Origin of the sequence: Dehalobacterium formicoaceticum, from assembly GCF_002224645.1 — a bacterium.
GTDB classification, from domain to species: Bacteria; Bacillota; Dehalobacteriia; order Dehalobacteriales; family Dehalobacteriaceae; genus Dehalobacterium; species Dehalobacterium formicoaceticum.
In genome coordinates, this window is record NZ_CP022121.1 from 906639 (window position 1) to 929659 (window position 23021).

Annotated in this window: 12 protein-coding genes and 2 pseudogenes; all 14 read left to right on the top strand. The window is 44.6% G+C overall.

From position 1 onward, the window contains the following. Window positions 1-79 precede the first annotated feature (79 nt). The 14 genes and pseudogenes from CEQ75_RS04490 (at window position 80) to rho (ending at window position 23009) form a co-directional block, all read left to right on the top strand. Entirely contained in the window at window positions 80-8239 is an 8160-nt protein-coding gene (locus tag CEQ75_RS04490) for a glycoside hydrolase family 94 protein (protein WP_089609262.1), read from the top strand. A 311-nt stretch (window positions 8240-8550) separates the two neighbouring features. After that, window positions 8551-9152, top strand: a pseudogene (locus tag CEQ75_RS04495) (RNA polymerase sigma factor). Beyond that, window positions 9133-10512: a zf-HC2 domain-containing protein gene (locus tag CEQ75_RS04505; protein ID WP_089609265.1), complete on the top strand. Its 1380-nt coding sequence runs from the start codon at window positions 9133-9135 to the stop codon at window positions 10510-10512. The pseudogene CEQ75_RS04495 and the gene CEQ75_RS04505 overlap by 20 nt, the downstream one beginning before the upstream one ends. A gap of 464 nt (window positions 10513-10976) precedes the next feature. Next, entirely contained in the window at window positions 10977-12659 is a 1683-nt protein-coding gene (argS, locus tag CEQ75_RS04510; protein ID WP_089609266.1) for an arginine--tRNA ligase, read from the top strand. A 78-nt stretch (window positions 12660-12737) separates the two neighbouring features. Next, a complete protein-coding gene (locus CEQ75_RS04515) occupies window positions 12738-14348 on the top strand; it encodes a CTP synthase (RefSeq protein ID WP_089609267.1) in 1611 nt (536 codons plus the stop codon). A gap of 65 nt (window positions 14349-14413) precedes the next feature. Further along, window positions 14414-15495, top strand: a pseudogene (locus CEQ75_RS04520) (lipid II:glycine glycyltransferase FemX). A gap of 19 nt (window positions 15496-15514) precedes the next feature. Next, window positions 15515-16687 (top strand): alanine racemase, encoded by a 1173-nt coding sequence (gene alr, locus CEQ75_RS04525; RefSeq protein WP_089609268.1) that lies wholly within the window; start codon window positions 15515-15517, stop codon window positions 16685-16687. A 141-nt stretch (window positions 16688-16828) separates the two neighbouring features. Continuing rightward, entirely contained in the window at window positions 16829-17089 is a 261-nt protein-coding gene (locus CEQ75_RS04530) for a hypothetical protein (RefSeq protein ID WP_089609269.1), read from the top strand. Window positions 17090-17315: 226 nt separating this feature from the next. Beyond that, complete coding sequence (locus CEQ75_RS04535) at window positions 17316-18677, top strand: alkaline phosphatase (protein ID WP_276327726.1); 1362 nt, start codon at window positions 17316-17318, stop codon at window positions 18675-18677. A 62-nt stretch (window positions 18678-18739) separates the two neighbouring features. Then, window positions 18740-19222, top strand: a complete 483-nt coding sequence (locus tag CEQ75_RS04540) for an S-layer homology domain-containing protein (protein WP_089609271.1) — start codon at window positions 18740-18742, stop codon at window positions 19220-19222. A 227-nt stretch (window positions 19223-19449) separates the two neighbouring features. Next, entirely contained in the window at window positions 19450-19854 is a 405-nt protein-coding gene (locus CEQ75_RS04545) for a response regulator (protein ID WP_089609272.1), read from the top strand. Window positions 19855-19977: 123 nt separating this feature from the next. Next, window positions 19978-20649 (top strand): hypothetical protein, encoded by a 672-nt coding sequence (locus CEQ75_RS04550; RefSeq protein WP_089609273.1) that lies wholly within the window; start codon window positions 19978-19980, stop codon window positions 20647-20649. Window positions 20650-20812: 163 nt separating this feature from the next. Continuing rightward, window positions 20813-21460, top strand: coding sequence for a fructose-6-phosphate aldolase (fsa, locus tag CEQ75_RS04555; protein ID WP_089609274.1), 648 nt, complete (start codon window positions 20813-20815; stop codon window positions 21458-21460). Between the two features lie 289 nt (window positions 21461-21749). Next, window positions 21750-23009 (top strand): transcription termination factor Rho, encoded by a 1260-nt coding sequence (gene rho / locus CEQ75_RS04560; RefSeq protein ID WP_089609275.1) that lies wholly within the window; start codon window positions 21750-21752, stop codon window positions 23007-23009. Window positions 23010-23021 lie beyond the last annotated feature (12 nt).

Below are 23021 nucleotides of genomic sequence, written 5' to 3' on the forward strand. Positions count from 1 at the left end.
ATTGATTAGTTCCTGGTTTCTTATTTTTTTCGTCCGGTTTTGGCTGGGCGGAGGCTACGTTTTCTTTAGGAGGATTAACATGATACCCCTTTGGAGTATAATATTGTTTCTTGTTTTAATATTGATCGGATTTCTTGCCTTAAGCAGGCCTTTTACGCCTCGTGATGATCAGGAGCAGCCTTCTCAGGATGTGATTTTAAGCCTGGAGGATCTGGAAAAACATGGGGCGGAAATCGCCAAGACACACAGAATTTCAAAAAATCCGGGATCCTCGGATTGCCTCTTATCCAAAATGTCAGAAAATTTTACCTTTATAACTCATGTGTATCAGATGTTGAATCAAGATATTAAGGATAAGGTGCCGGTGCCGGCAGCTGCGGAATGGCTACTGGATAACTTTTATTTGATCGAGGAACAGGTGCAAGAGATTAAGCTCAGCTTAGTTCGGGAAAAATGTTTAAAACTAAATCTCTTAAACAGCGGTATCTTAAAAGGCTATCCACGCGTATACGGTATTGCCTTGGAAATGGTTTCCCATTCCGATGGCAGGATTGATGAAGAAATGATCAAGAAATTCATTAACTCATACCAAAAACAAAGCATTCTGTCCATGGCAGAATTATGGGCTTTGCCCTTGATGCTAAAAATAGCATTAATTGAAAATATCAAAAATATGTGCCGTCAGATGGCTCATACTCAAATGCAATGGAGAAAGGGAGAGCAGATGGAACCGGACTATTTGCCGGATTTAACCTCTTTCATCACTGATTACCATACCCTGAAACATGATGTCTTCTCCTTAATGGAATATTTGATGAAAAAACGGCGCCGAGAAGGCTTGAATGCCACCGAACTTTATGAATATTTTGAAGAATTTTTGGATGAATTTGATTTTTCCCTGGATGAGGTCATTCAGGAAGAACATCAGAGGTTAGCAGCCCAGCAGATGGCCATGGGTAATTCTATTTCCAGCATACGCTTGCTTTTAGCTTTGAATTGGAAGCATGTCTTTGAAGATCTTAGTGTGGTGGAAAAACTATTAAGAGAAGATCCGGATGGGACTTATGGCCGCATGGATTTTTCTTCTCGGGATTATTACCGGCAACAAGTGGAGCAGATGGCCCGGTCCATGAAGACTTCAGAAACGAATTTGGTGCGCAAGGCCTTGGAATTGGCCCAAGAGGAGGAAGCAGGGAGCCGCGGGCGGCATGTGGGAGCCTTTTTGGTCGGTGCGGGCCAAAGTGTTTTAAAACAAAAGATTCGGCCGGGGAAGAAGGAGCCGGTGCAACTTAGTCCTTTAAAAGAATATTTGTCCTGGATCTTTATAGTAAGCAGTATTTTAGTGTTAGCGGTGCTGGTTTATGCCTATGATCATCTATCTTCCTGGCAGCCCGGCCTTCTGATTTTGGTGGGTTTAACTGTATTGATTCCGGCCAGTGATATTGCCATTCACTTGGTGCAGCGGATTATCACCAACCGCAGGCAGCCTTCCTTCCTGCCCAAGCTATCCTATGATCATGGGATTCCGAAAGAGGCAGCCACTTTTATTGTGATGCCTACCCTGCTGCCGGATGAAGCAAGGGTTGATGAACTGGTGCATCAGTTGGAGGTTCATTATCTGGCGAATCGGGAAGAACACCTGTATTTTGCTCTTTTGGGAGACTATAAAGATGAGGGAGAAAAGGATCTGCCGGGGGATCAGGTGATTCGCCAAAGAGCCTGGAAGGGGATTCAAGAACTCAATGATAAGTACCCCGGAGAGACAGAAAAATTTTATCTTTTCCTGCGTGAAAGAAGATATGAACCTTCAGAAAAGCGCTGGATGGGATGGGAGAGAAAACGCGGCGCTTTAGTGGAGTTAAACCGTTTGCTAACCCAAGGAGATCCCGGTTCTTTTGAAAAAAATGATGCTTTGGAAAAATTGCCTCGGGTCAAATATGTCATCACCCTGGATGCGGATACCAGACTGCCTCTCAACACGGCCAAAAAACTAATTGGTACCATTTCCCATCCTTTGCACCAGCCGCATTTTGATCAGGAAAAAGGGTTGGTTACGGAGGGGTATGGTTTAATCCAACCGAGAATCAGTATTAGCCTGGAAAGTGCAAATAGTACCCTGTTTACCAGAATTTTCGCCGGACAGGGAGGGATCGATCCTTATACCACAGGGGTATCTGATGTTTATCAGGATTTTTTCGGTGAAGGGATTTTCACCGGAAAAGGGATTTATAATCTGCAGGTGTTTCAACAGGCCTTGGACGGGGTAATTCCTGACCATACCGTGCTCAGTCATGATTTATTGGAAGGATGCTTCCTGCGGGTGGGATTGGCTACGGATCTGGAATTGATTGATGATTATCCCGCCCGCTGCCATTCCTTTAACAAAAGAATGCACCGCTGGGTACGGGGTGATTGGCAGTTGCTTTCCTGGTTAGGTAAGAGAAGCCCTTTAAACCCCTTATCTAAATGGAAAATAATTGATAATTTACGACGCAGTCTGGTAGCGCCTTTCTTGCTTTTGCTTTTAACTCTAGGATTGACTATTTTCCCTGGTAAAGGTGTTTTTTGGCTGGTAAGCGTAGCTCTAACCATTGGTTTTCCTTTGGTGATGGGATTGGTTGATTATATTTTGTTTAAGCATTATAAAACAGCCTGGCAAAAATGCCACGGAAATATGGTTTTCGGTATCAAGGGGGTAATTTATCAAACAGCACTAAATTGGATGTTCCTTCCCCAGCAGGCCTATCTTTTAGGAGATGCCATTGTCCGGACTCTTTATCGGGTTAGTATTTCCCGCAAAAATATGCTGCAATGGGTTCCAGCAGCAGACGCGGAAAAAACCACGAGCAATGATGTAGCCGGCTATTATCGAAACATGATTTTCGCTCCTTTATACGGTGTATTCCTTTTGATCATCGTGTTATTGGTGCGGGAAGAAAACACCTTTTATGCCCTGATCAACGGTGTGATTTGGGGCAGTGCACCCTTCGCGGCTTTTTACATCAGCAAACCGGATCAGAAAAAGGAAAGGACATTGAGTTCAGAAGCCCGGGAGCAATTAAGATTATGGGCAAAAAAAACCTGGAATTTTTATGAGGATTTTTCGGGTCAGGAGGATCATTTCCTCCCCCCGGACAATTTTCAGGAGGATCCTCCCAATGGTGTGGCACATCGCACTTCCCCTACCAATATCGGTTTTCTTTTGCTGGCTATTTTATCCGCCCGGGATTTTGATTTTATTACCACGGAGCAGATGGCAGAGAAACTTAAGCAAACCCTCAATACCATTGAAAAGCTGAAAAAGTGGCATGGTCACCTGTACAATTGGTACGATACCAGGACATTGGAGGTGCTTCGGCCCGCTTATATCTCCTCGGTAGACAGCGGTAATTTTGTCGGTTATCTCATGACATTAAAAGAAGGGCTGAAAGAATATAAAGTTGAAACATCTCAGGAAGGGACAAAATGGGACGAAGAATTGGGTCATTTGATCAGAAGAATTGAAAAATTAATCAATGACACTCGCTTTTCCCCTTTGTACGAGGCGAACAGGCAACTATTTTCTCTTGGGTATCATGTGGAGGAAGAAAAATTAACGGATTCTTATTATGATCTTCTGGCTTCCGAAGCTCGGATCACCAGCTTCTTAGCCATAGCCCGGGGGGAAGTGCCGGCGGAGCATTGGTTTCGTTTGGGAAAATCCCTGACCATGGTGGATGGCTATAAGGGTCTGGTATCCTGGTCCGGAACCATGTTCGAGTATTTTATGCCTACCCTGATCATGAAAAATTATCCCAACACCTTGTTGGACGAAACCTATCGCTTTGTGCTGCAAAATCAGCAGAAATACGGAGCGAAACGTCAAGTACCCTGGGGTACTTCAGAATCAGGTTTTTACGCCTTTGATATGCATTTGAATTATCAATATAAAGCCTTTGGCGTACCGGATCTGGGTTTAAAAAGAGGCCTGGCCAAAGATATGGTGGTTTCTCCTTATTCCACCTTTTTGGCCCTGCCCTTTGATGCAGAAAGTGCCTGGGAAAATTTAAAGAGACTGCGGGATGATTTGGTAGAAGGCCCCTACGGCCTATATGAAGCGGTAGATTATACCAGGGAGCGGCTGCATTTCGGGAAGAAAAAAGGGATCGTCAAAAGTTATATGGCGCATCATCAGGGAATGATTCTGGTCGCTTTGAATAATTATTTTCATCAAAATGTGATGCAGCGCCGTTTCCATGGGGATCCGGTGGTCCAAGCCGGAGAACTGCTCCTTCAGGAGAAGATTCCTTTCCGGGTCATCATTACCAAAGAAATTAAAGAACAGATAGAACCCTTCCCCAAAGAAGATGCGGCGGAGCAATCCTTTTTGCCAGGCAACAAGGAGAATTATGCCGGTGAAGCTGCAGTGCATCTTCTCTCTAACGGGCATTATTCCCTGCTCATGGAACCCCAGGGAAGAGGCTATAGTTGGCAGGATGAGGTTCAAATGACACGCTGGCGGGATCGGGGCAGCTTAACCATGTCGGGTTTCTTTATTTTCGTGCGTGATATTCAGTCCCAAAGAGCCTGGTCTGCCACCAACCGTCCCTTATCTCAGGTGCCGGAGGGTTATGAAGTGTTTTTTACTCCTCATAAAGGGGAATTTATTCGCAATGACGGGAACATTACCACCCATACCGAGGTGACCGTATCTCCGGAAGATGATGTAGAAATTCGAGAGGTGACCTTGGCTAATCATGGGGAGGAGTCGGTATTATTGGATGTGACCAGCTACCTGGAAGTGGTATTGACCGCCCATAATACTGATGTTGCCCATCCGGTATTTAGCAATTTGTTTATACGTACGGAATTTCTGTCCCAATATGACAGTCTTATAGCCTCCCGCCGTCCCCGGGAAAGCAATCAACCGGTACTCTGGGCCTTTCATACTGTGGGGGTGGAGGGAGATGCGATCGGGGACGTCCAATATGAAACTGATCGGAGCAAATTTATCGGTCGGGGCCGAACCATTCAGGACCCGTACGCATTAGATTCCGGCCATCCCCTATCTGATACAGTAGGGCCGGTTTTAGATCCAATTCTCAGTCTGAGATGCCGGGTGAAAATTTACCCTGGAAAATCGGTGAAGGTGGCATTTGTTCTGGGGAAAGGGGCGGATCGAGAGCAAGTAATCATGCTGGCAGAAAAATATCATGATAAATCAGCCCGCACCAGGGCCTTTGAATTGGCCTGGAACAGGAGTCAGGTGGAAGCCGGTTTCCTGAATTTAAAGCCTGAAGAAATAAAAAATTATCAGAAGATGCTGGCCCACATGGTCTTTATCAGCCCCTTGAGAAAAAAACATCAGGAGCTGATCGGGCAAAATACTAAGGGCCAGCCGGGTCTATGGGTTTATGGTATTTCCGGAGATAATCCAATTTTACTGCTGACGGTAAAAAATCAGGAAGAAATCCGCCAGGTGGAGACAATGCTTAAAGCCCATGAGTATTGGCGCTTGAAAGGCTTTAAGGTGGATCTGGTTCTGCTCAATGAAGAAGAAGGGGGATATGTACAGCCTGTACAAGAATATATACTGGAGGCGGTGCAAGGCTGTCAGGCCAGGGAGGTGATCAACTGTCCCGGTGGAGTCTTTGTGCTGAAAGGCAGTACATTATCTCGGGAAGACAGAGCTTTGCTGTTTAACGCCGGCCGGCTGATTTTAGCAGGAAATGGGGGTCCAATATCTGTTCAGCTGGAAGAAGAAATGCCTGGTCTTCCTTTGCCGAAGCAAAAGCACTTCTTGAAAGAGAAAACGGAATATCCTCCCCAGGATCAACCCTTGAAGCAGCTTCTCATTTATAACGGGTACGGTGGCTTTTCCGGGGGGGGAAAGGAATATCTGATTCGCTTGAAGGAGGGTATGCAGACCCCTCTGCCCTGGAGCAATGTCATTGCCAATCCCCGGTTTGGTTTTTTGGTCACGGAAAGCGGAGGCGGTTTTACCTGGGCAGAGAACAGCCGGGAAAACAAGCTGACCCCATGGTCCAACGATCCTGTCAGCGATCAGCCGGGGGAAATTATTTATCTGCGGGATGAGGAGACCGGCGAGATCTGGACCATCACTCCCCAGCCCATTCGGGAAAAAGAAACTTATACCATCAGGCATGGCATTGGCTACAGCCACTTTCATCATGACAGCCATGGGCTGGAACAGGAATTAATTCAGTTTGTTCCTACCCTTGATCCCATAAAAATCAATTTGATACGCATCAGGAACAAAGGAAAGGAACCCCGCACTCTAACCGGCACCTATTATTTAAAACCGGTATTAGGGGTCTCTGAACAAAATACACAACAATTTATCAAGGCAAATTACCATCAGGGACAGGAAATTCTGCTTCTCACGAACAGCTATCATCAGGATTTTCCCGGCCGAGTAGCTTTTGTCGCCTCCTCTTGCCCTGTGGCAAGCTTCACCACCAATGAAGAAGAGTTTATCGGCGGCGGTGGGTCAGGGGGAACTCTTGCCTCTCCCGTTTCATTACAGAGGGAAAGCCTGTCCGGGTGTTTGATCTCGGGAGGCTATCCCTGTGCAGCCATGCAAGTGAAGATAGAACTTCCTCCCGGAGAGAGTAAGGAACTGGTTTTTCTCCTGGGTCAGGAAAAACAGGAAGAAAAGGCAATGGCCATGGGAACCAAGTACCAAAATCTGAGTCAGGCTAAAAAAGCCTTGCAGGAAGCCCGGAGCTTCTGGCAGCAGAAAAGAAATATTCTGCAGGTGGAGACACCGGATCCCTCATTCAATATTATGGTGAATGATTGGTTGTTGTATCAGGTATTATCCTGCAGGATTTGGGGACGGTCTGCTTTCTATCAGTCAGGCGGAGCTTTTGGGTTTCGGGATCAGCTCCAGGATGCACTGAGTTTGATTTATATCGAACCGGAGCTGGTGAAAAAGCAAATCCTCCTTCATGCCGCCCATCAATTTGCGGAAGGGGATGTGCAGCATTGGTGGCATCCTGTGGCGGGGGATAAGGGTGTACGCACCAGGTTTTCCGATGATCTGCTCTGGCTGCCCTATGTGGTGGGGGAATATACCTTCAAGACGGGAGATTATGAGATCCTTAATATTCAGGTGCCCTTTCTTGAGGAGGAACCCTTAAAAGAAGGGGAAGCAGAGCGGTATGGAGTTCCAGCGGTTTCCCGGGAAACAGCTTCTCTCTATGAGCATTGCGTCCGGGCTCTTGAACGGGGACTGAAATTTGGCCCCCATGGACTTCCTTTGATGGGATCAGGAGACTGGAATGACGGCATGAGCTCCGTGGGGAGTAAAGGTCAGGGTGAAAGTGTTTGGCTGGGCTGGTTCATTTATTCAACCGTTGAGAAATTTCTTCCCCTTTGCCGTTTCATGGAGGATGAAGGTCGAGGCACCCAATACCGGGAAATCTGCCGGGAGATGATCGAAAACCTGGAGGAGCATGCCTGGGATGGCAGCTGGTATCGGCGAGCTTATTTTGATGATGGCCGTCCCCTGGGTTCAGCGGAGAACAGCGAATGCAAAATTGATTCTCTGGCCCAATCCTGGGCGGTGATCTCCGGAGCGGGGCGAAAGGCGCGGGTCATAGAGGCCATGTCTGCTCTGGAAAACTATTTAATTAAAGAGGAAGAAGGGATTATTCTCCTTCTAACCCCTCCTTTTGATGAAGGAGATTTGAATCCGGGATATATCAAGAGCTATGTGCCGGGAGTAAGGGAAAATGGCGGTCAGTATACCCATGCCGCCGTATGGGTAGTCATGGCCTATGCCCGTTTAGGGATGGGAGATCAAGCATGGGAACTGTATCAAATGATAAACCCCATTAATCACAGCAGGACCACTATTGAAACAGCCACCTATAAAGTGGAGCCTTATGTGATGGCGGCGGATGTCTATGCTGCACCGCCTCATGTAGGGAGAGGAGGATGGACCTGGTATACCGGGGCTGCTTCCTGGATGTATCAGGTTGGCATTGAAGAGCTTCTGGGATTTAAAAAACAGAAGAATCATCTTTATCTGGATCCTTGTATTCCCAGGGAATGGAAGGATTATAAAATCATGTACCGCTACGGCGAAACCCTTTATCAAATCCTGGTTAAGAATCCATTAGGACTGAATCAGGGAGTCAGGAGCATATACTTAGACGGAAAAGAGTTAAAAGACAAGTGTCTGGAGCTTATTGATGATCAGAAGGAACATTTGGTGGAAGTGGTACTGGGTTAGGGTTTGCATCGGCTGGTTAAAAAACAATTCATAGTTTTTTAATGGAATATGGTATAATAAGCGGGAACCTTAAAAGGTTTCCGCTTTCATTTTCTTTATTTTGCTTCGCTGTATTAAGAATAACAGAAGAAGCACTTTTTTCTGAAAAAATCAAATTTTATTATAAATATTCATGATTGTCAACCTGACACTTATTAGTCCTTTCTAACGGCCCAAAGTTTACCGTTGAGAAAGCGAATTTTATTATGTTAAACTTAGTTGTTTCCGGAAAAATTATTGCAAGTTTTTCATCGGAATTATTGTATTTTATTATGATAGGTAGAGGATGTGGTTTCGTGAACCGCCTGCAAGATGAGGAGCTGGTGGTGCTTTGCCTACAGGGAAACAGGGATGCCTTTGCGGAACTGGTCAAAAGATATGAACGGCAGATTTATAGCCTGGCGTATCGGTTAACAAATAATTATCATGATGCCATTGATTTGTCTCAAGAGGTATTTTTGCATTTGTATCGGGTTTTAGACAAATTTGATGGTGAACGGAAATTTTTTCCTTGGATGTATCGCATTGCTACTAATGTTTGCTATAACGCTTTGAAAAAAAAGCCCAAAGAATCCACTACTTTAGACCAAGTGATGGAATTTATCTCCGACGACAAGTCTCAACCGGAGATTACTTTCGAAAAAAAGAGGTTCAGGAAACGGTGCAGAAAGCCATTGCAGAACTGCCCGAAAACTTTCGGGTACCCGTGGTGTTAAAGTATTTGGAGGATCTATCCTATCAGCAAATTTCGGAAGTTATGGAGCTTCCCGTATCCACCATAGAAACCAGGCTTTATCGCGGCAGGATTATGTTACAAAAGAAATTAAAGTTCATATTAGAAAGGGGGGCAAAAAGTGGAATGTCAAGTGGCTAAATTAAAAATCTTTTCTTTCCTGGATCAGGAGCTTTCTACTCAGGAAGAAGAAGCACTGTTTGAACACTTGGCTCAGTGTCCGGAGTGCAGCCTTGAGTTTGACAATTTGGAAGCAACCCATCATTTAATACAGCAGGCCTTGATTCCGGTAGTACCACCCCCTGATTTGACGGAACGGATTATGGCTCAGATTCCCTTAACCGCTGAGCCGAGGCACACACCATCCGTCTCCCGGGAAACGGTCGGAAAAAGCTATTTATCCTGGCTGCTGCAAAAGGGGAAAGAACTTTGGGGCAAAGGTCAATTCCGTGTGGCCTTTGTTACTGTGGGTATTTTTGCTTTATTTGCGGCGACGGGTATCATAGATACTTTTCTACAGCAAGTACCTTTAAAACTAAATCCGGAGCATGATATTGCCCAGGTGGAACCCGGGAATCAGGGTCAGGTTAAACCTGGAAATCAAGAAGACCCCGGGAGTCAGGATGAACCTGTGACTGATCCTGAATCAGAAGTAAAAGAACCGATTCCTCAGGATGGACCTTCATCCAAGGAGCAAGGTACTCCGGAACCAGCACCGCCGGATAATGAACCTAAGCAAAGAAAAGACCAGGATAAAGCATCGGCAAAAGAGGAGACGACAACTAAAATCCCTCAGCAGCCGGCAAAGGTGGTTCCCGATCAGAAGACCAATTTAGTGGAATTACCCAAAGCCTCCGCTGTGGAAGAACAGCAGGTCACAGCGATTGAGGTAAAACCATTATTGGAAGGAAATACCCAAAGGGTATCCCATCCTGTATTATCAAAAGACGGTAGTTCTATTCACTATCTTTATGATAATGCCGGGGTGGAAGAGGAATGGGAAATTTCTCTGGCTTCGGGTGCCGTACCCCAAAAGGCGGAATCCCTTTTGATCCAGAATGGGGAGAATAAGGATCAAGGAGGTCAAATTCCCCAATGGATCAATGAATTGGCAATGGTCCAGGAAGCTAAATCAAAAAAGGTAACATGGTCTCCGGATAAAAGGCAAGTAGCAGTCAATCTTGATTCTCCGGGCACAGATTACGATGGCTTATGGATCGGAGAGGCTGATGGCTCCATGATGACTCATGTCACAGATGAAGGGGGCGGAGCCCATTTGGTTTGGTCCCCCAACTCCTCAAAAATTGCCTTTACGGACAGGGCAAAACATCTTTCTGTCTTATATTTAAAGGAAAATCTTTTAATTCAATTAACAGGTGCCGGTGAAAGCTGGCGCAATCTTAACCATCTTTTCTGGATACCGGGCGGGCGGGAGCTGATTTTTGAAGGACAAAGAGCAGCAGATCAGGCACCGGGGATTTTCCGGGTAACCTTGCCCTAAATTGGCATGGAAACAAATGATGAGCGGGAACGGTTTTTGTTTAGCAAAGCGTTAAGCAATGCTGCAGCAAAAAGTTGTTCCTGCTTTTTCATATTTTTTTAAAAAATCTTATGGGTGGCAAATATAAGTGCAACTAAGACTTTTCCGGCCCTTGGCTTAGTGGATGACAGGTTTTCTCATAAAACAATTTGTCTTTGTCCATAAAATTTGCTAATATAAGTTAGGTTGTTTTAAATTTCCCTATTTTCGAACAGCTATGATGCTGATTAGCCCGATAACTAACTGCCACTAATATTCCCGCTTTTGTAAGCGATGGGATAAGTGGCACTAAGTTCCTGGATAACGATTTCTAAGCATCAGATAGGGTAAAAACTCCACCTGATGCTAAGAACTCTGTTTATGTAATAATTCGAAAATATGACAAGATATTTAATAAAATCAAGGTTTAATGGAGGAATTTTTCAATGAGTATGGTTAAAAACATTGAAAATCGGATAAAAGCAGCCCTTGAAAAGGCGGCGACTGAGGCCAGGGAGGCCGGGGAATTTACCTTTATATCTCTGCCGGAATACGTGCTGGAGGTGCCCCGGGAAAAAGCCCATGGGGACTTTGCCTCTAATATTGCCATGTTATTGGCTAAGGAAGCCAAGATGGCGCCGCGAAAAATTGCTGAAATCATTGAGAAATACATAAATACCCAGCATACCTGGATCGAGAAAATAGAAATAGCCAGTCCGGGCTTTATTAATTTTTATCTGAATCATGCCTGGGTTTATGAGGTTTTACCTTTCGTAATTGAACAAGGGGATTATTATGGCCGTTCCCATTTTGGAAATGGCAAAAAGGTACAGGTAGAGTTTGTCAGTGCCAATCCCACTGGGGTCTTACATATGGGAAACGCCCGGGGTGCTGCCCTGGGAGACACCTTAGCCAGTGTTTTAGAGGCGGCGGGTTTTGATGTTTCCCGAGAATTTTATATTAATGACGCCGGCAATCAAATTGAAAAATTTGCCTATTCTCTGGAAGCCCGCTATCTTCAATTATTAGGTCAGGAGGTATCCTTTCCCGAGGATGGTTATCATGGGCAGGATATCATTGATACTATGCAAACCCTGGTTGATGAAAAGGGTGATAAATATCTGACCATGGATGAGGCCCTGCGCCGGGAATTGTTGGTCAAATATGCCCTTGAGGTCAAGATTGATAACATTCGCAAGACGCTGGAGGAATTTGGGGTTTATTATGATGTCTGGTTCAGCGAGCAGGCCCTTCATGACAGCGGGGAGGTAGCTGATACCATTGCATTCTTAAAAGATAACGGATATATTTACGAGAAAGAAGGGGCATTGTGGTTTGAGACCACCAAATTCGGCGATGAAAAAGATGAGGTGGTGGTAAGAGGGAACGGAATTCCTACTTATTTTGCCGCCGATATTGCCTATCATAAAAATAAATTCCAGCGTGGTTTTGAGCGGGTAATTAATATTTGGGGTGCCGATCACCATGGACATGTGGCTCGCATGAAGGGTGCGATGGAGGCTTTAGGCTATGATCCGGAACAATTGACGGTGATTTTGATGCAGTTGGTTCGTTTGTTCCGGGGGGGTGAGATCTTACGGATGTCTAAGCGCACGGGCACCTATGTCACCTTAAATGAACTGATGGAAGAAGTGGGTCGGGATGCAGCTCGATATTTCTTTGTCATGCGCAGTCCCGACAGCCAGATGGATTTTGATTTGGATCTGGCAAAATCGCAATCGGCAGATAACCCGGTTTTTTATGTGCAGTATGCCCATGCCCGTATTTGCAGTATTTTACGCCAGGCGGCAGAGATGGGTTATCAGCTGCCCCAGGTATCTCTGGAAGAATGTCATGTACTTGCTCATCCCTCAGAGATTACTTTGATCCGAAAAATTGCCGATCTTCCTGATGAAATTATTTCGGCAGCTGAGAATTTAGCCCCTCATCGATTGACCACCTATGCCCATGATTTGGCCGGTCTTTTCCACGGCTTTTATACCAATTGCCGGGTTTTGACGGATGAAACGGAATTAAGAAATGCCCGGCTGCTTTTAACAAAAGCCACAGGAATTTGTATTAAAAATGTGTTGCATTTAATCGGGGTTTCAGCACCGGAAAAGATGTAAATGGTGATTGACAGCCTTTCGACAAAAGGGATAAAATAATGAGGAAATTGGACAGGAAGTGCAAGGAGGAAAATGGTAATGACCAAATTTATTTTCGTCACCGGTGGAGTTGTCTCATCATTAGGTAAAGGGATCACTGCGGCTTCCTTGGGGCGTTTGTTAAAAAGCAGGGGCTTAAAAGTAGCGATTCAAAAATTCGATCCCTATATTAACGTAGATCCGGGAACCATGAGCCCATATCAGCATGGAGAAGTTTTTGTTACAGATGACGGGGCGGAGACAGATTTAGACCTTGGTCATTACGAGCGCTTTGTTGATATTAGTTTAACCAGAAACAGCAGTGTTACAACTGGCAAGGTTTATGAATCTGTGCTCAAGAAGGAGCGACGGGGATATTATTTAGGCGGCACGGTGCAGGTAATTCCCCATATTACCAATGAGATCAAGGAACGGATCCTCCAAGTGGCCAAAGATCATGCGCCGGATGTGGTGATTACGGAAATTGGCGGTACGGTAGGGGATATTGAATCCCTCCCTTTCCTGGAGGCTATTCGGCAGATGAAGGGAGATATCGGACGAGACCATGTGCTTTATATTCATGTCACTCTGGTACCATTCATCCGGGCAGCAGGGGAAGCCAAAACCAAGCCGACCCAGCATAGTGTCAAAGAATTGCGCAGCATTGGGATCCAACCCCATGTAATAGTCTGCCGCACCGAGATGCCTCTTTCCCGGGAAATGGAGGATAAAATCGCCCTCTTTTGTGATATTGACAAAGAGGCGGTGATTCAGGTGGTGGATGCGGACAGCATTTATGAGGTTCCTCTCTCCTTACAGGAACAGGGACTTGATAAAATCGTGATTGAGCGTTTAGGCTTAAAGTGTAATGAACTGGATTTAAGGGACTGGAATGAGATCGTTGAGAAGATCCGACATCCCAAGCATTGTATTACCATTGCTTTGGTGGGAAAATATGTGGAACTCCAAGATGCCTATCTTAGTGTGGTGGAATCTCTCCGTCATGCCGGAATTTTCCATGAGTCCAAGATACAGGTGAAGTGGATTTACTCCGCAGATTTGACGCCGGAAAACTTAGACTGCCAATTTGCGGATGTAGATGGGATTCTGGTCCCCGGCGGTTTTGGAGATCGGGGCATTGAGGGTAAAATTTTGGCGGTTCAATATGCACGGGAACAGCAGATTCCTTTCTTTGGCATCTGCCTGGGGATGCAAATGGCAGTGGTGGAATTTGCCCGGTCATTGGCTGGTCTCTCTGCCGCCAACAGCAGCGAATTTGATGAAAATACGAGCCATGCCGTGATTGACCTGCTGCCGGAACAAAAAGGCATTGACGCTAAAGGAGGTACCATGCGCTTAGGTGCCTACCCCTGTAAGCTGATTAAAGGGAGCAAAGCCTATCAGGCCTATCAAAGAGAAGAAATATCCGAAAGGCATCGGCACCGCTACGAATTTAATAATGAATACCGGGAGTTATTGGAATCTAAGGGTTTGAAGATTTCAGGCCTGTCTCCTGATAACAGATTAGTGGAAATCGTGGAGTTAACTGACCATCCTTGGTTTGTTGGCTGCCAATTCCATCCGGAGTTTAAATCCCGTCCTGATCGTCCTCATCCCTTGTTCCGGGATTTTATTAAATCATCTTTGGAACGAAAAATCAGTAGATCATAAAAGCGCATTGCGCTTTTTTTCTATCATCAAGATGATGAAGGTAAAGATGAAGGAGGAAATAATCGGTGAGTTTTCAGGCACGTTTAATGGATATATCCGAAAAAGAAAAGTTTAATAAATTTATTGAATCATCCCCGAAGGGTCATGTGCTTCAGACCTGGGAATGGGGGATTTGAAAGCAAAAACAGGTTGGATGCCCCTGAGGCTGCTGGTGGAACAGGACGGGGTGCCGGCAGGGGCAATTTCTATCCTGAAAAGAAGGATTCCTGTCCTGAATAAATATATTTTTTATGCACCCCGCGGGCCGGTGTTGGATATTTCGGTTCCGGGATTGTTTTCTTTTTTGTTGGCGGAAGTTAAAAAATTAGCTCAAAAACACCAGGCCATCTTTCTGAAAGTTGATCCGGATGTTCCGGCAGAAAATACACTTTGGCAGGAAGCTTTTAAAAGAGAAGGCTTTCGCAGCGCAGAAACGGGGGAAGGGTTTGACGGTGTGCAGCCGAAGTTTGTTTTTCGTCTGGATATTTCCCCGGATGAGGAAGAACTGATGGCGAACTTTCACCAGAAAACCCGCTATAATATTCGCCTGTCTGCTCGAAAAGGAGTTCAGATTATCGATCATGGAACAAAAGAAGATCTGCCGGTTTTTTATGAAGTGTTAAAGGAGACCTGTGCCCGTGATCAGTTTTTAGTGCGCTCTTATCAATATTTCGAAGATTTATTTGAAATTTTATCTCCTCCCGGATATGCCCGGCTTTTTTTAGCTAAATTGGATGATCAGATTATTGCCGGAACCATATTGTTAAAAATCGGTGACAAAGCCTGGTATCTTTATGGTGCTTCCAGTAATGCTGCCCGCAATACCATGCCTAATTATTTGATCCAGTGGGAAATGATCAAGTGGTCAAAAGCTCAGGGCAGTAACCTTTATGATTTTAGAGGGGTACCGGGAAATCTCACAGAGGACAACCCTCTCTATGGTCTTTTTCGCTTTAAAAAAGGATTCAATGGAGAATACACGGAATTTATGGGAGAATATGATCTGGTGTATCAGCCATTCTTTTATTGGCTGTATCAGACCATGGAACCTGTTTATTATAAAGGTGTGCGGAAAATAATTGCCCTTAAGAAAAAACTCAAAAAATAGTTGAGGAGGGGGGAACCTGATGCATCCTTACGTGCGCTGGATTGAGATTGACTTAGATGCTATTATCCATAATTTTTGCCAGATTCGGCAGCTTGTGCCCCCCGCTGTGAAAATTATGTCAGTGGTGAAAGCCGACGCTTATGGTCACGGATCCGCTCAGGTAGCAGGCGCTTTGGCAGAAGCAGGAACAGATATGTTTGCAGTGACCACCATTGAGGAAGGTCTGGAGTTAATTCAGGCTGGGATCAAAAATCCGATTTTGGTATTTGCCCCGATCCTGCCGGATCAGGCTGATCTGGTGCTGGAACATGGTTTAATGCCCACGATTGATGATCGGGAAGCTTTGCATACCCTGGCATCAGCGGCGGCGCAAAAGAATGTCAAGGGGTCCTTTCATCTGAAGATCGAAACGGGGATGGGCAGAACAGGGATCCCGGGCCTGGAAGTTTCTCAATTCTTGCAGGAAATAAAGAAATTGCCTCAGTTGCAATTAGCCGGAGTTTATTCCCACTTTGCCACAGCCATGATGAAAGATAAAAGTTTTGCCCAAAAGCAATTATCCATATTTTTGCAGGCAGTCCGTGAAATCAAAAGAGAGGTTTCCGGTGAGGTGCTGGCGCATATCGCCAACAGCGCCGCGATTTTGGATCTGCCGGAAACGTATCTGGATATGGTACGGCCGGGGACCCTTCTTTACGGACAATATCCATCGCCTCATGTGAGCAAAAAAATAGATTTGCAGGATCCCTGGCAGATGAAAGGGAGAATTATTTCTGTGAAGAAATTAGCCCCCGGGGATTCTGTAGGTTATGGCAGAGATTTTGTCACGAAAAAACCCCGGGAAATCGGGGTCGTTCCTGTAGGCTATGCAGATGGCTTCGGAGTATTGCCCCATACCCGTCCGGCTAAGTTTTATGATCTGGTAAAATCAACAGCGAAACTATTATCCCAGGTACTGGGCTTGATTGCACCCAATTATATGATTTACGGCAGGGAGCGTTTGCCCGTTGTGGGGAGAATCGGAATGCAGTTATCCATGATTGATATTACCGGTAAAGGAATTGCCCGGGGGGAAACAGTCCAGATCCCCATACGCCGTACCACAGCCGGTGGAAAGATCACGAGAGTTTATTTAAGAGATCAAAAAATCTCCGCCATACGGGAGGTTGCTGCTGTTCAGACACAAAAATAATTAATCAACCTTTCTTTTGAAGAATGAGCCCAAGGGCTCTTTTTTTATTCCATAAACAATTCATATATTTTTCACATTTTTTTAATCCAGATTTTACTTCTATTCGATAAGGTTAATCTATAAAAGTTAAGGAGGTAAGTCATGCATTCAAGAAAAATGTATTCGGTAAGAAAAGCTTTATCATTTATGCTTATGATTTGTATGATAGTAAGCATAGTACCGTTTCAAGGTACAGGGGCAGTAGCGGCGGAGAATGACACCCTGCTTCTCGCCAAAGATGCAGGGTGGAAATACATGGATGACGGTGTTGATCAAGGACAGGGATGGAAGGAAAGTTCCTTTGACGATTCTTCCTGGGAGGCAGGAAACGCCCCTTTGGGCTTTGGGGACGATTTTTCCTAAACAGATCCTACTCTTCCTTTAGCAACAGAAGTAAGTTACGGTGATGACCCCAATAACAAACATATGACCACCTATTTACGGTCTTCATTTGATTTGGAAAATCTGAATGATTATGAAGCTCTGGAAGTTTACATTCATGTGGATGACGGAGCTGTGGTTTATATTAACGGTACGAAAGCCTTCCGCAAAGGGATTCCGGAAAATGTAGAGGTAAACTACAATACAGATTGCTCATGCTACACCGGCTTCCTTTGCCTTCCATGTTTTCCATCGTATTATGTTCAACAGTATTGTGGACGAAATGATGGCTCAGGATATGGAAGTGGTAATGGGGGGCGGCAGAGATAACTTCCAGAGCCGTAAAACTATGAATGCTGGGAAATTCCATGACGGGAAATCCATCGAAGATCCGGGAGATGACCGTGATCTGATCGCGGAAGCCAAAGCCAATGGATATACTTATGCGGCAACTGTCGATGAATTGCTTGGTGTAGATGCACGGAATACTGATAAATTATTAGGTATTTTCCATGCTAACAACGGACTGGTTCAGGAAAGAAACAATCCTCCGGCAGACCAGCCCCATTTATCTCAAATGACGGACAAAGGATTGGAAGTACTGGCCAATGAAGAAGACGGTTTCTTCTTAATGGTGGAAGGTGGCCAGATTGACTGGGCTGCTCATGCCAATGATCTGGATAACACCATCGGCGAAACCTTAGCTTTTGACGATGCGGTAAAAGCAGCTTTAGATTTCCAAGCTAAAAATCCTGATACCCTGGTGGTAGTTACCGCAGACCATGAAACCGGGGGACTTGACTTTGACACCAGGACGGGGGAAGCAACCTGGAGCAGTGGGGATCATACTGCAGCCATGGTTAAAGTTATGGCTGAAGGCCCCGGTGCGGAATTATTCCAAGGGGATATGGACAATACGGACATTGCCAGAAATATTGCACAGGTGCTTGATTTAAGCAAACCATTGGTCATTCAGCAAGAAGATGCGGTTACAGGTGCTCCCACCATCTTTACGGTTACCACTATGGGCTTACCGGTAGCTGATGCGAAGATCACAGTAAAGAGCGGCATCAATAATACCTTAACTGTTCTAACGGCCAATGCTAATGGTCAGGCCGGCTACATCTTTGCAAAAGAAGGAAATTATACGGTATCTGCCTCCAAAGGCGGATATACCGATGCCGAGACAATTACCGTAGCCTCTATGAAGCCTGCGGCAGGAGATGCAAGTATCGGCCTTACCATTAAAGACGGAAAACAGCAAACTGTGACGGGAAACCTGAAAGCAGGTCAGCAGTATTATCTGACTTGGGAAGGCAAGAAAAATTCCAACGGTAATCTGTCAGGTCTCAGCATCCTTCAGGTGACCCAAGGTTCTCAACCCCTCTTCCTGAACGCAGCCAAGGGTTTAACAGTGTCTGATGATCAGGAGACGGAATATTCCGTTCTTTTCCAGCCAACCAAAAAGGGGAACATGACCGTGCAAGGCTTTTTCTGGAATGATTGGTCCGGATCTGCCTCCTGGCAGTCATTTGCTAATCCTGTAGAACAGACCATTATTGTTGAATAAAACATTAAGGGGTGGACTGCCTACCCCTTTCCTTTATTTTTTCATGACTTAGCCTGATAGGTATGAAAGTTGCCAACGGATACCCGGACAATACCTTCCAGCCGCAAAAAGAGGTGACGAGAGCAGAATTTGCCAAACTGATCGTGCAGGCACTTAATTTGCCGCTTCTGGAATCCACCCTTTCTTATGCCGATGCAAGTGTGATTCCGGCATGGGCCAAAGGATATATCGCTGCCGCAGAAGAAAAGGGCATCATTCAGGGCTATGAAGACAAAAGCTTCCGTCCCAACCAGTTAATCAGCCGAACGGAAATGGCTGCCATGATTGTGCGCGCTATGGGGGGACAGACAGCTTCCTCCGGTGGGAATTTAGAATTCATTGATGCAGCAGAGATTCCTTCCTGGGCAGAAGATTATGTTGCTCTTGCCGTCCAGGAGATGATTATTAATGGCAAGCCGGGCAATAAATTTGCTCCTCAGGATAAGGCTACCCGGGCTGAGTCTGCCGTGATGATATACCGATTGTTGAATAGTCTGAACATATAATACAAAAGTATTTCCGCAAGCCCTAGTTACATTTATCCTTTCTGAAAGGATAAATAAAAAACACCCTTTAAGCAGGACATGAAGCTTATCTTTGTGTCGACAAAAAGGGTGTTTTTTTCTGCATTAAGGAGATTTCTAGCTCAGAAAAATGTTTGTACAAAAGAAGGAAATTACCGCCACTTCTTGAATAATAAACAATATTAATAAAACTAATTGGAGGGGGTTTTATGGGGGAGAAAATCCTTGAGAACGCTTCCATTCTCATTGTGGATGATCAATTAGGTGTCCGCAAATTGCTTTTCGAAGCCTTGAAGAGCAGATATCGAGAGGTATTGATGGTTGCCAGTGGGCTGGAGGCCATTGAAATTGTCCAAAAATCCCCTCCGGATCTGGTATTGGTGGATATGAAGATGCCGCGCATGAATGGTTTGGAAACCATAAAACGATTAAGAGACATGGCCTTTGAGAACCCGATTATTCTCATGACCGCTTATGGCGAACTGGGCATTGTCACGGAAGCATTAAAAATGGGTGTTAAGCACCATATTACTAAACCTTTTGATATCAAGGAATTAAGAAATTTAATACAGGAAACGCTGACAGAAAGAGTATCAACTCCAAAAGGATCCTGATTATGGGAAGATTACACTCTTATAAGAAAAAGTTGCAGGAATTTGCATGATCATGGCGAATAATAAGGTGGATAGATTAGAAATGCGGCCATATACAGATGGAAGCATAGGGGGAAAGCAATAATGGTTATTAACACAGGAACAGTTTTAGCGTTGCGTTGCCCAAATTGCGGGAAGCTTTCTTTCCATAGTATTTCTTTATTTGCTTTTAAAGAGAAACAAAAACTGTGTTTTGACTGTGAATGCGAGGAAAGTACAGTTACGATCTCCACATCAAAATATCGCAATTTTATTCTGAAAATTGAATGCAGCATGTGTGAGTCAGAACATACTTATGTTTTGAAATATAAGGAATTGTTTTCTTTGGATTTATTTCCCCTAATTTGCCTGGAAACTGGATTGGAAATTGGTTTTATCGGTACCAAGGATCAGGTGATAGCAGCTGTAAATAACCTGGAACGCACCTTTACCGACCTGGAAGAAGAGATCAACTGGGGTGTATTTTCTGATAACCGGGATATCATGGTCCAGGTTTTGGAGTATATGAATCGTCTTTCCGAGGATGGCACCTTAAAATGTAAATGCGGGAATAAAAATATTGACGTTGACCTTTTAACAGACCGACTGGAGATGGTTTGTAACGATTGTGGTAATAGGGGAGTTATTTTTGCAGAAAACAAAGAGGATCTGCTGAAACTTAGAAGATTAGAGAAAATTGAATTAACCGAACAGGAAATCACGATTATAAATGTTCCTCAAAGCATAAGACATAACGGACAACAGTCTAAAAAGTGAACCCGCGCAGCTTTAGCTGAACAAATCCTGTCCATGCATAAGGATACCATTTTTAGGGAAGTATTTGTTAAAGATTGCAGAACTGCCAAAGAGCGTTCGAGATAAGATTTAAAAAAGAGAGCAGATGATCCTGCTCTTTAAATTTTCAGGAGGTGTTGAAATTATGCTTTTGTTCTTAGATAGTGCAAACATTGAAGAAATTAAACAAGCCCATGATTTAGGAGTTATCTCCGGAGTGACCACTAATCCCTCCCTCATTGCGCAAGAAGGGCGCAATTTTGAACAAGTGGTGCGGGAAATCTCCTCGTTGGTCGACGGACCCATTAGTGCGGAGGTTATTTCTTTGAATAGCAGTGAGATGGTAAAGGAAGGACAAACCCTGGCTGCCATTCATCCCAACATTGTAGTCAAAATACCGATGACGGCAGAAGGCTTAAAGGCCACCAAAGTACTGGCTAAAGAGAGCATCAAGGTGAATATGACCTTGGTATTTTCTGCCAATCAAGCTTTGCTGGCATCCCGGGCAGGGGCAGCTTTTGTCAGTCCTTTTGTGGGCCGTTTAGATGATATCGATCATAATGGTATGGCTCTGGTGGAAGAAATCGTGTCCCTTTATGGCAATTATCAGCTGGAGACAAAGGTTATTGCCGCCAGTATCAGACATCCTTTGCATGTGTCACAGGCTGCCCTTTTAGGTGCAAATATTGCTACGATTCCTTTTAAGGTATTGATGCAGATGGTTAAACATCCTTTAACAGATATGGGTATTGAAAGGTTTTTAGCCGACTGGGAAAAGGTAAAAAATAAATAATCAAAGCCATGGAGGCAGTTTTTGATACCATTACCATGAATGGTAAAATATTTCCTATTCATGTTGACTAAAAATTATTCTTAGTGGTATATTATTGATAAGTGCAAGTCTTTCAGCTTCGCTGGAAGACTTTTTCTTCTGGAAAATTCTCATCACCTGATTTCCTTTTCTTCTCTTATTTTTACCCTTAAGTCCCTCATTTTTGTCATCATTTTTTTCTTCGGGTAATTTAATCCTTTATATCCGGTTATCGGTCTATAATATTTTAGAAAAATTTCAGGAGGTACCTATGTCTGTTACGGATTTGGAAGCCAAAACCATGGCTGAATTATATAAAATCGGCCGGGAATTGGAAATCCCCCGTTATTATCAATTATTAAAAAAACAACTCATTTTAGAAATTATGAAGGTGCAAACCGAGAAGGATGGCTTATTATTTGCCAAAGGAGTTCTGGAGCGTTTGCCCGATGGTTTTGGTTTTTTACGCCCCACAGGGTATTTGCCCAGCGGAGATGATATGTATGTCTCTCCTTCTCAGATTCGCCGCTTCGATTTAAGAACAGGAGACCTGGTGGCAGGGCAAATCAGGAAACCAAAGGACAATGAAAAGTATTACGCCCTCTTACGGGTAGAATCCATCAACGATTTAGACCCGGAATTATCTTCGGAAAGATCCCACTTTGAAGGATTAACCCCCATCTATCCCAAGGAAAGATTAACTTTAGAAACCAAGGAAGAAGACCTTTCCACCCGTGTGATCGATTTAATCGCTCCTTTAGGCAAAGGACAAAGAGGATTGATCCTTGCCCCTCCCAAAGCCGGTAAGACCACTCTCATCAAAAAAATTGCCAACAGCATCAGCCAAAACTACCCAGAGGTTTATTTAATGATTTTGTTAATTGATGAACGTCCGGAAGAAGTAACGGATATCTCCCGCTCCGTTAAGGCGGAAGTAGTCAGTTCCACCTTTGATGAACTGCCGGATAACCATGTTAAGGTTGCTGATATGGTTTTAGAGCGGGCGAAAAGACTGGTTGAGCACAAAAAAGATGTGGTTATTCTGCTGGACAGCCTGACCCGTTTGTCCCGAGCCAATAATTTAGTTGTTCCGCCCAGCGGCAGAACCCTTTCCGGCGGATTAGATCCCATATCTCTCCATAAACCGAAAAGATTTTTTGGCGCTGCGCGCAAGGTAGAAGAGGGAGGAAGCTTAACCATCCTGGCCACAGCTTTGGTGGAAACGGGGAGCCGTATGGATGATGTTATTTTTGAGGAATTCAAAGGTACCGGAAATATGGAATTGGTATTAGACCGAAAACTGGCTGAAAGGAGACTTTTTCCTGCCATTGATGTTAAACGGTCCGGAACGCGCCGGGAAGACCTCCTGCTATGTAAGGAAGAACTGGAATTAATGTGGCATTTCCGGCGCATATCGGCCTCGATGAATAGTGTGGAAGTAACGGAGATGTTAATTGATGCCATGGATAAAACGAAAACTAACAAGGATTTATTAAGGGCACTTCCTCAGCTTTTCCCTGGAAAAGGATAAGAATGTATATTT

What these genes read in the sequence shown, in the direction of transcription:
- CEQ75_RS04490 (WP_089609262.1), top strand. Translation starts at nt 80, where the DNA reads ATGATACCCCTTTGGAGTATAATATTGTTTCTTGTTTTAATATTGATC.
- argS (WP_089609266.1), top strand. Translation starts at nt 10,977, where the DNA reads ATGAGTATGGTTAAAAACATTGAAAATCGGATAAAAGCAGCCCTTGAA.
- CEQ75_RS04515 (WP_089609267.1), top strand. Translation starts at nt 12,738, where the DNA reads ATGACCAAATTTATTTTCGTCACCGGTGGAGTTGTCTCATCATTAGGT.
- alr (WP_089609268.1), top strand. Translation starts at nt 15,515, where the DNA reads ATGCATCCTTACGTGCGCTGGATTGAGATTGACTTAGATGCTATTATC.
- CEQ75_RS04530 (WP_089609269.1), top strand. Translation starts at nt 16,829, where the DNA reads ATGCATTCAAGAAAAATGTATTCGGTAAGAAAAGCTTTATCATTTATG.
- CEQ75_RS04540 (WP_089609271.1), top strand. Translation starts at nt 18,740, where the DNA reads ATGAAAGTTGCCAACGGATACCCGGACAATACCTTCCAGCCGCAAAAA.
- CEQ75_RS04545 (WP_089609272.1), top strand. Translation starts at nt 19,450, where the DNA reads ATGGGGGAGAAAATCCTTGAGAACGCTTCCATTCTCATTGTGGATGAT.
- CEQ75_RS04550 (WP_089609273.1), top strand. Translation starts at nt 19,978, where the DNA reads ATGGTTATTAACACAGGAACAGTTTTAGCGTTGCGTTGCCCAAATTGC.
- fsa (WP_089609274.1), top strand. Translation starts at nt 20,813, where the DNA reads ATGCTTTTGTTCTTAGATAGTGCAAACATTGAAGAAATTAAACAAGCC.
- rho (WP_089609275.1), top strand. Translation starts at nt 21,750, where the DNA reads ATGTCTGTTACGGATTTGGAAGCCAAAACCATGGCTGAATTATATAAA.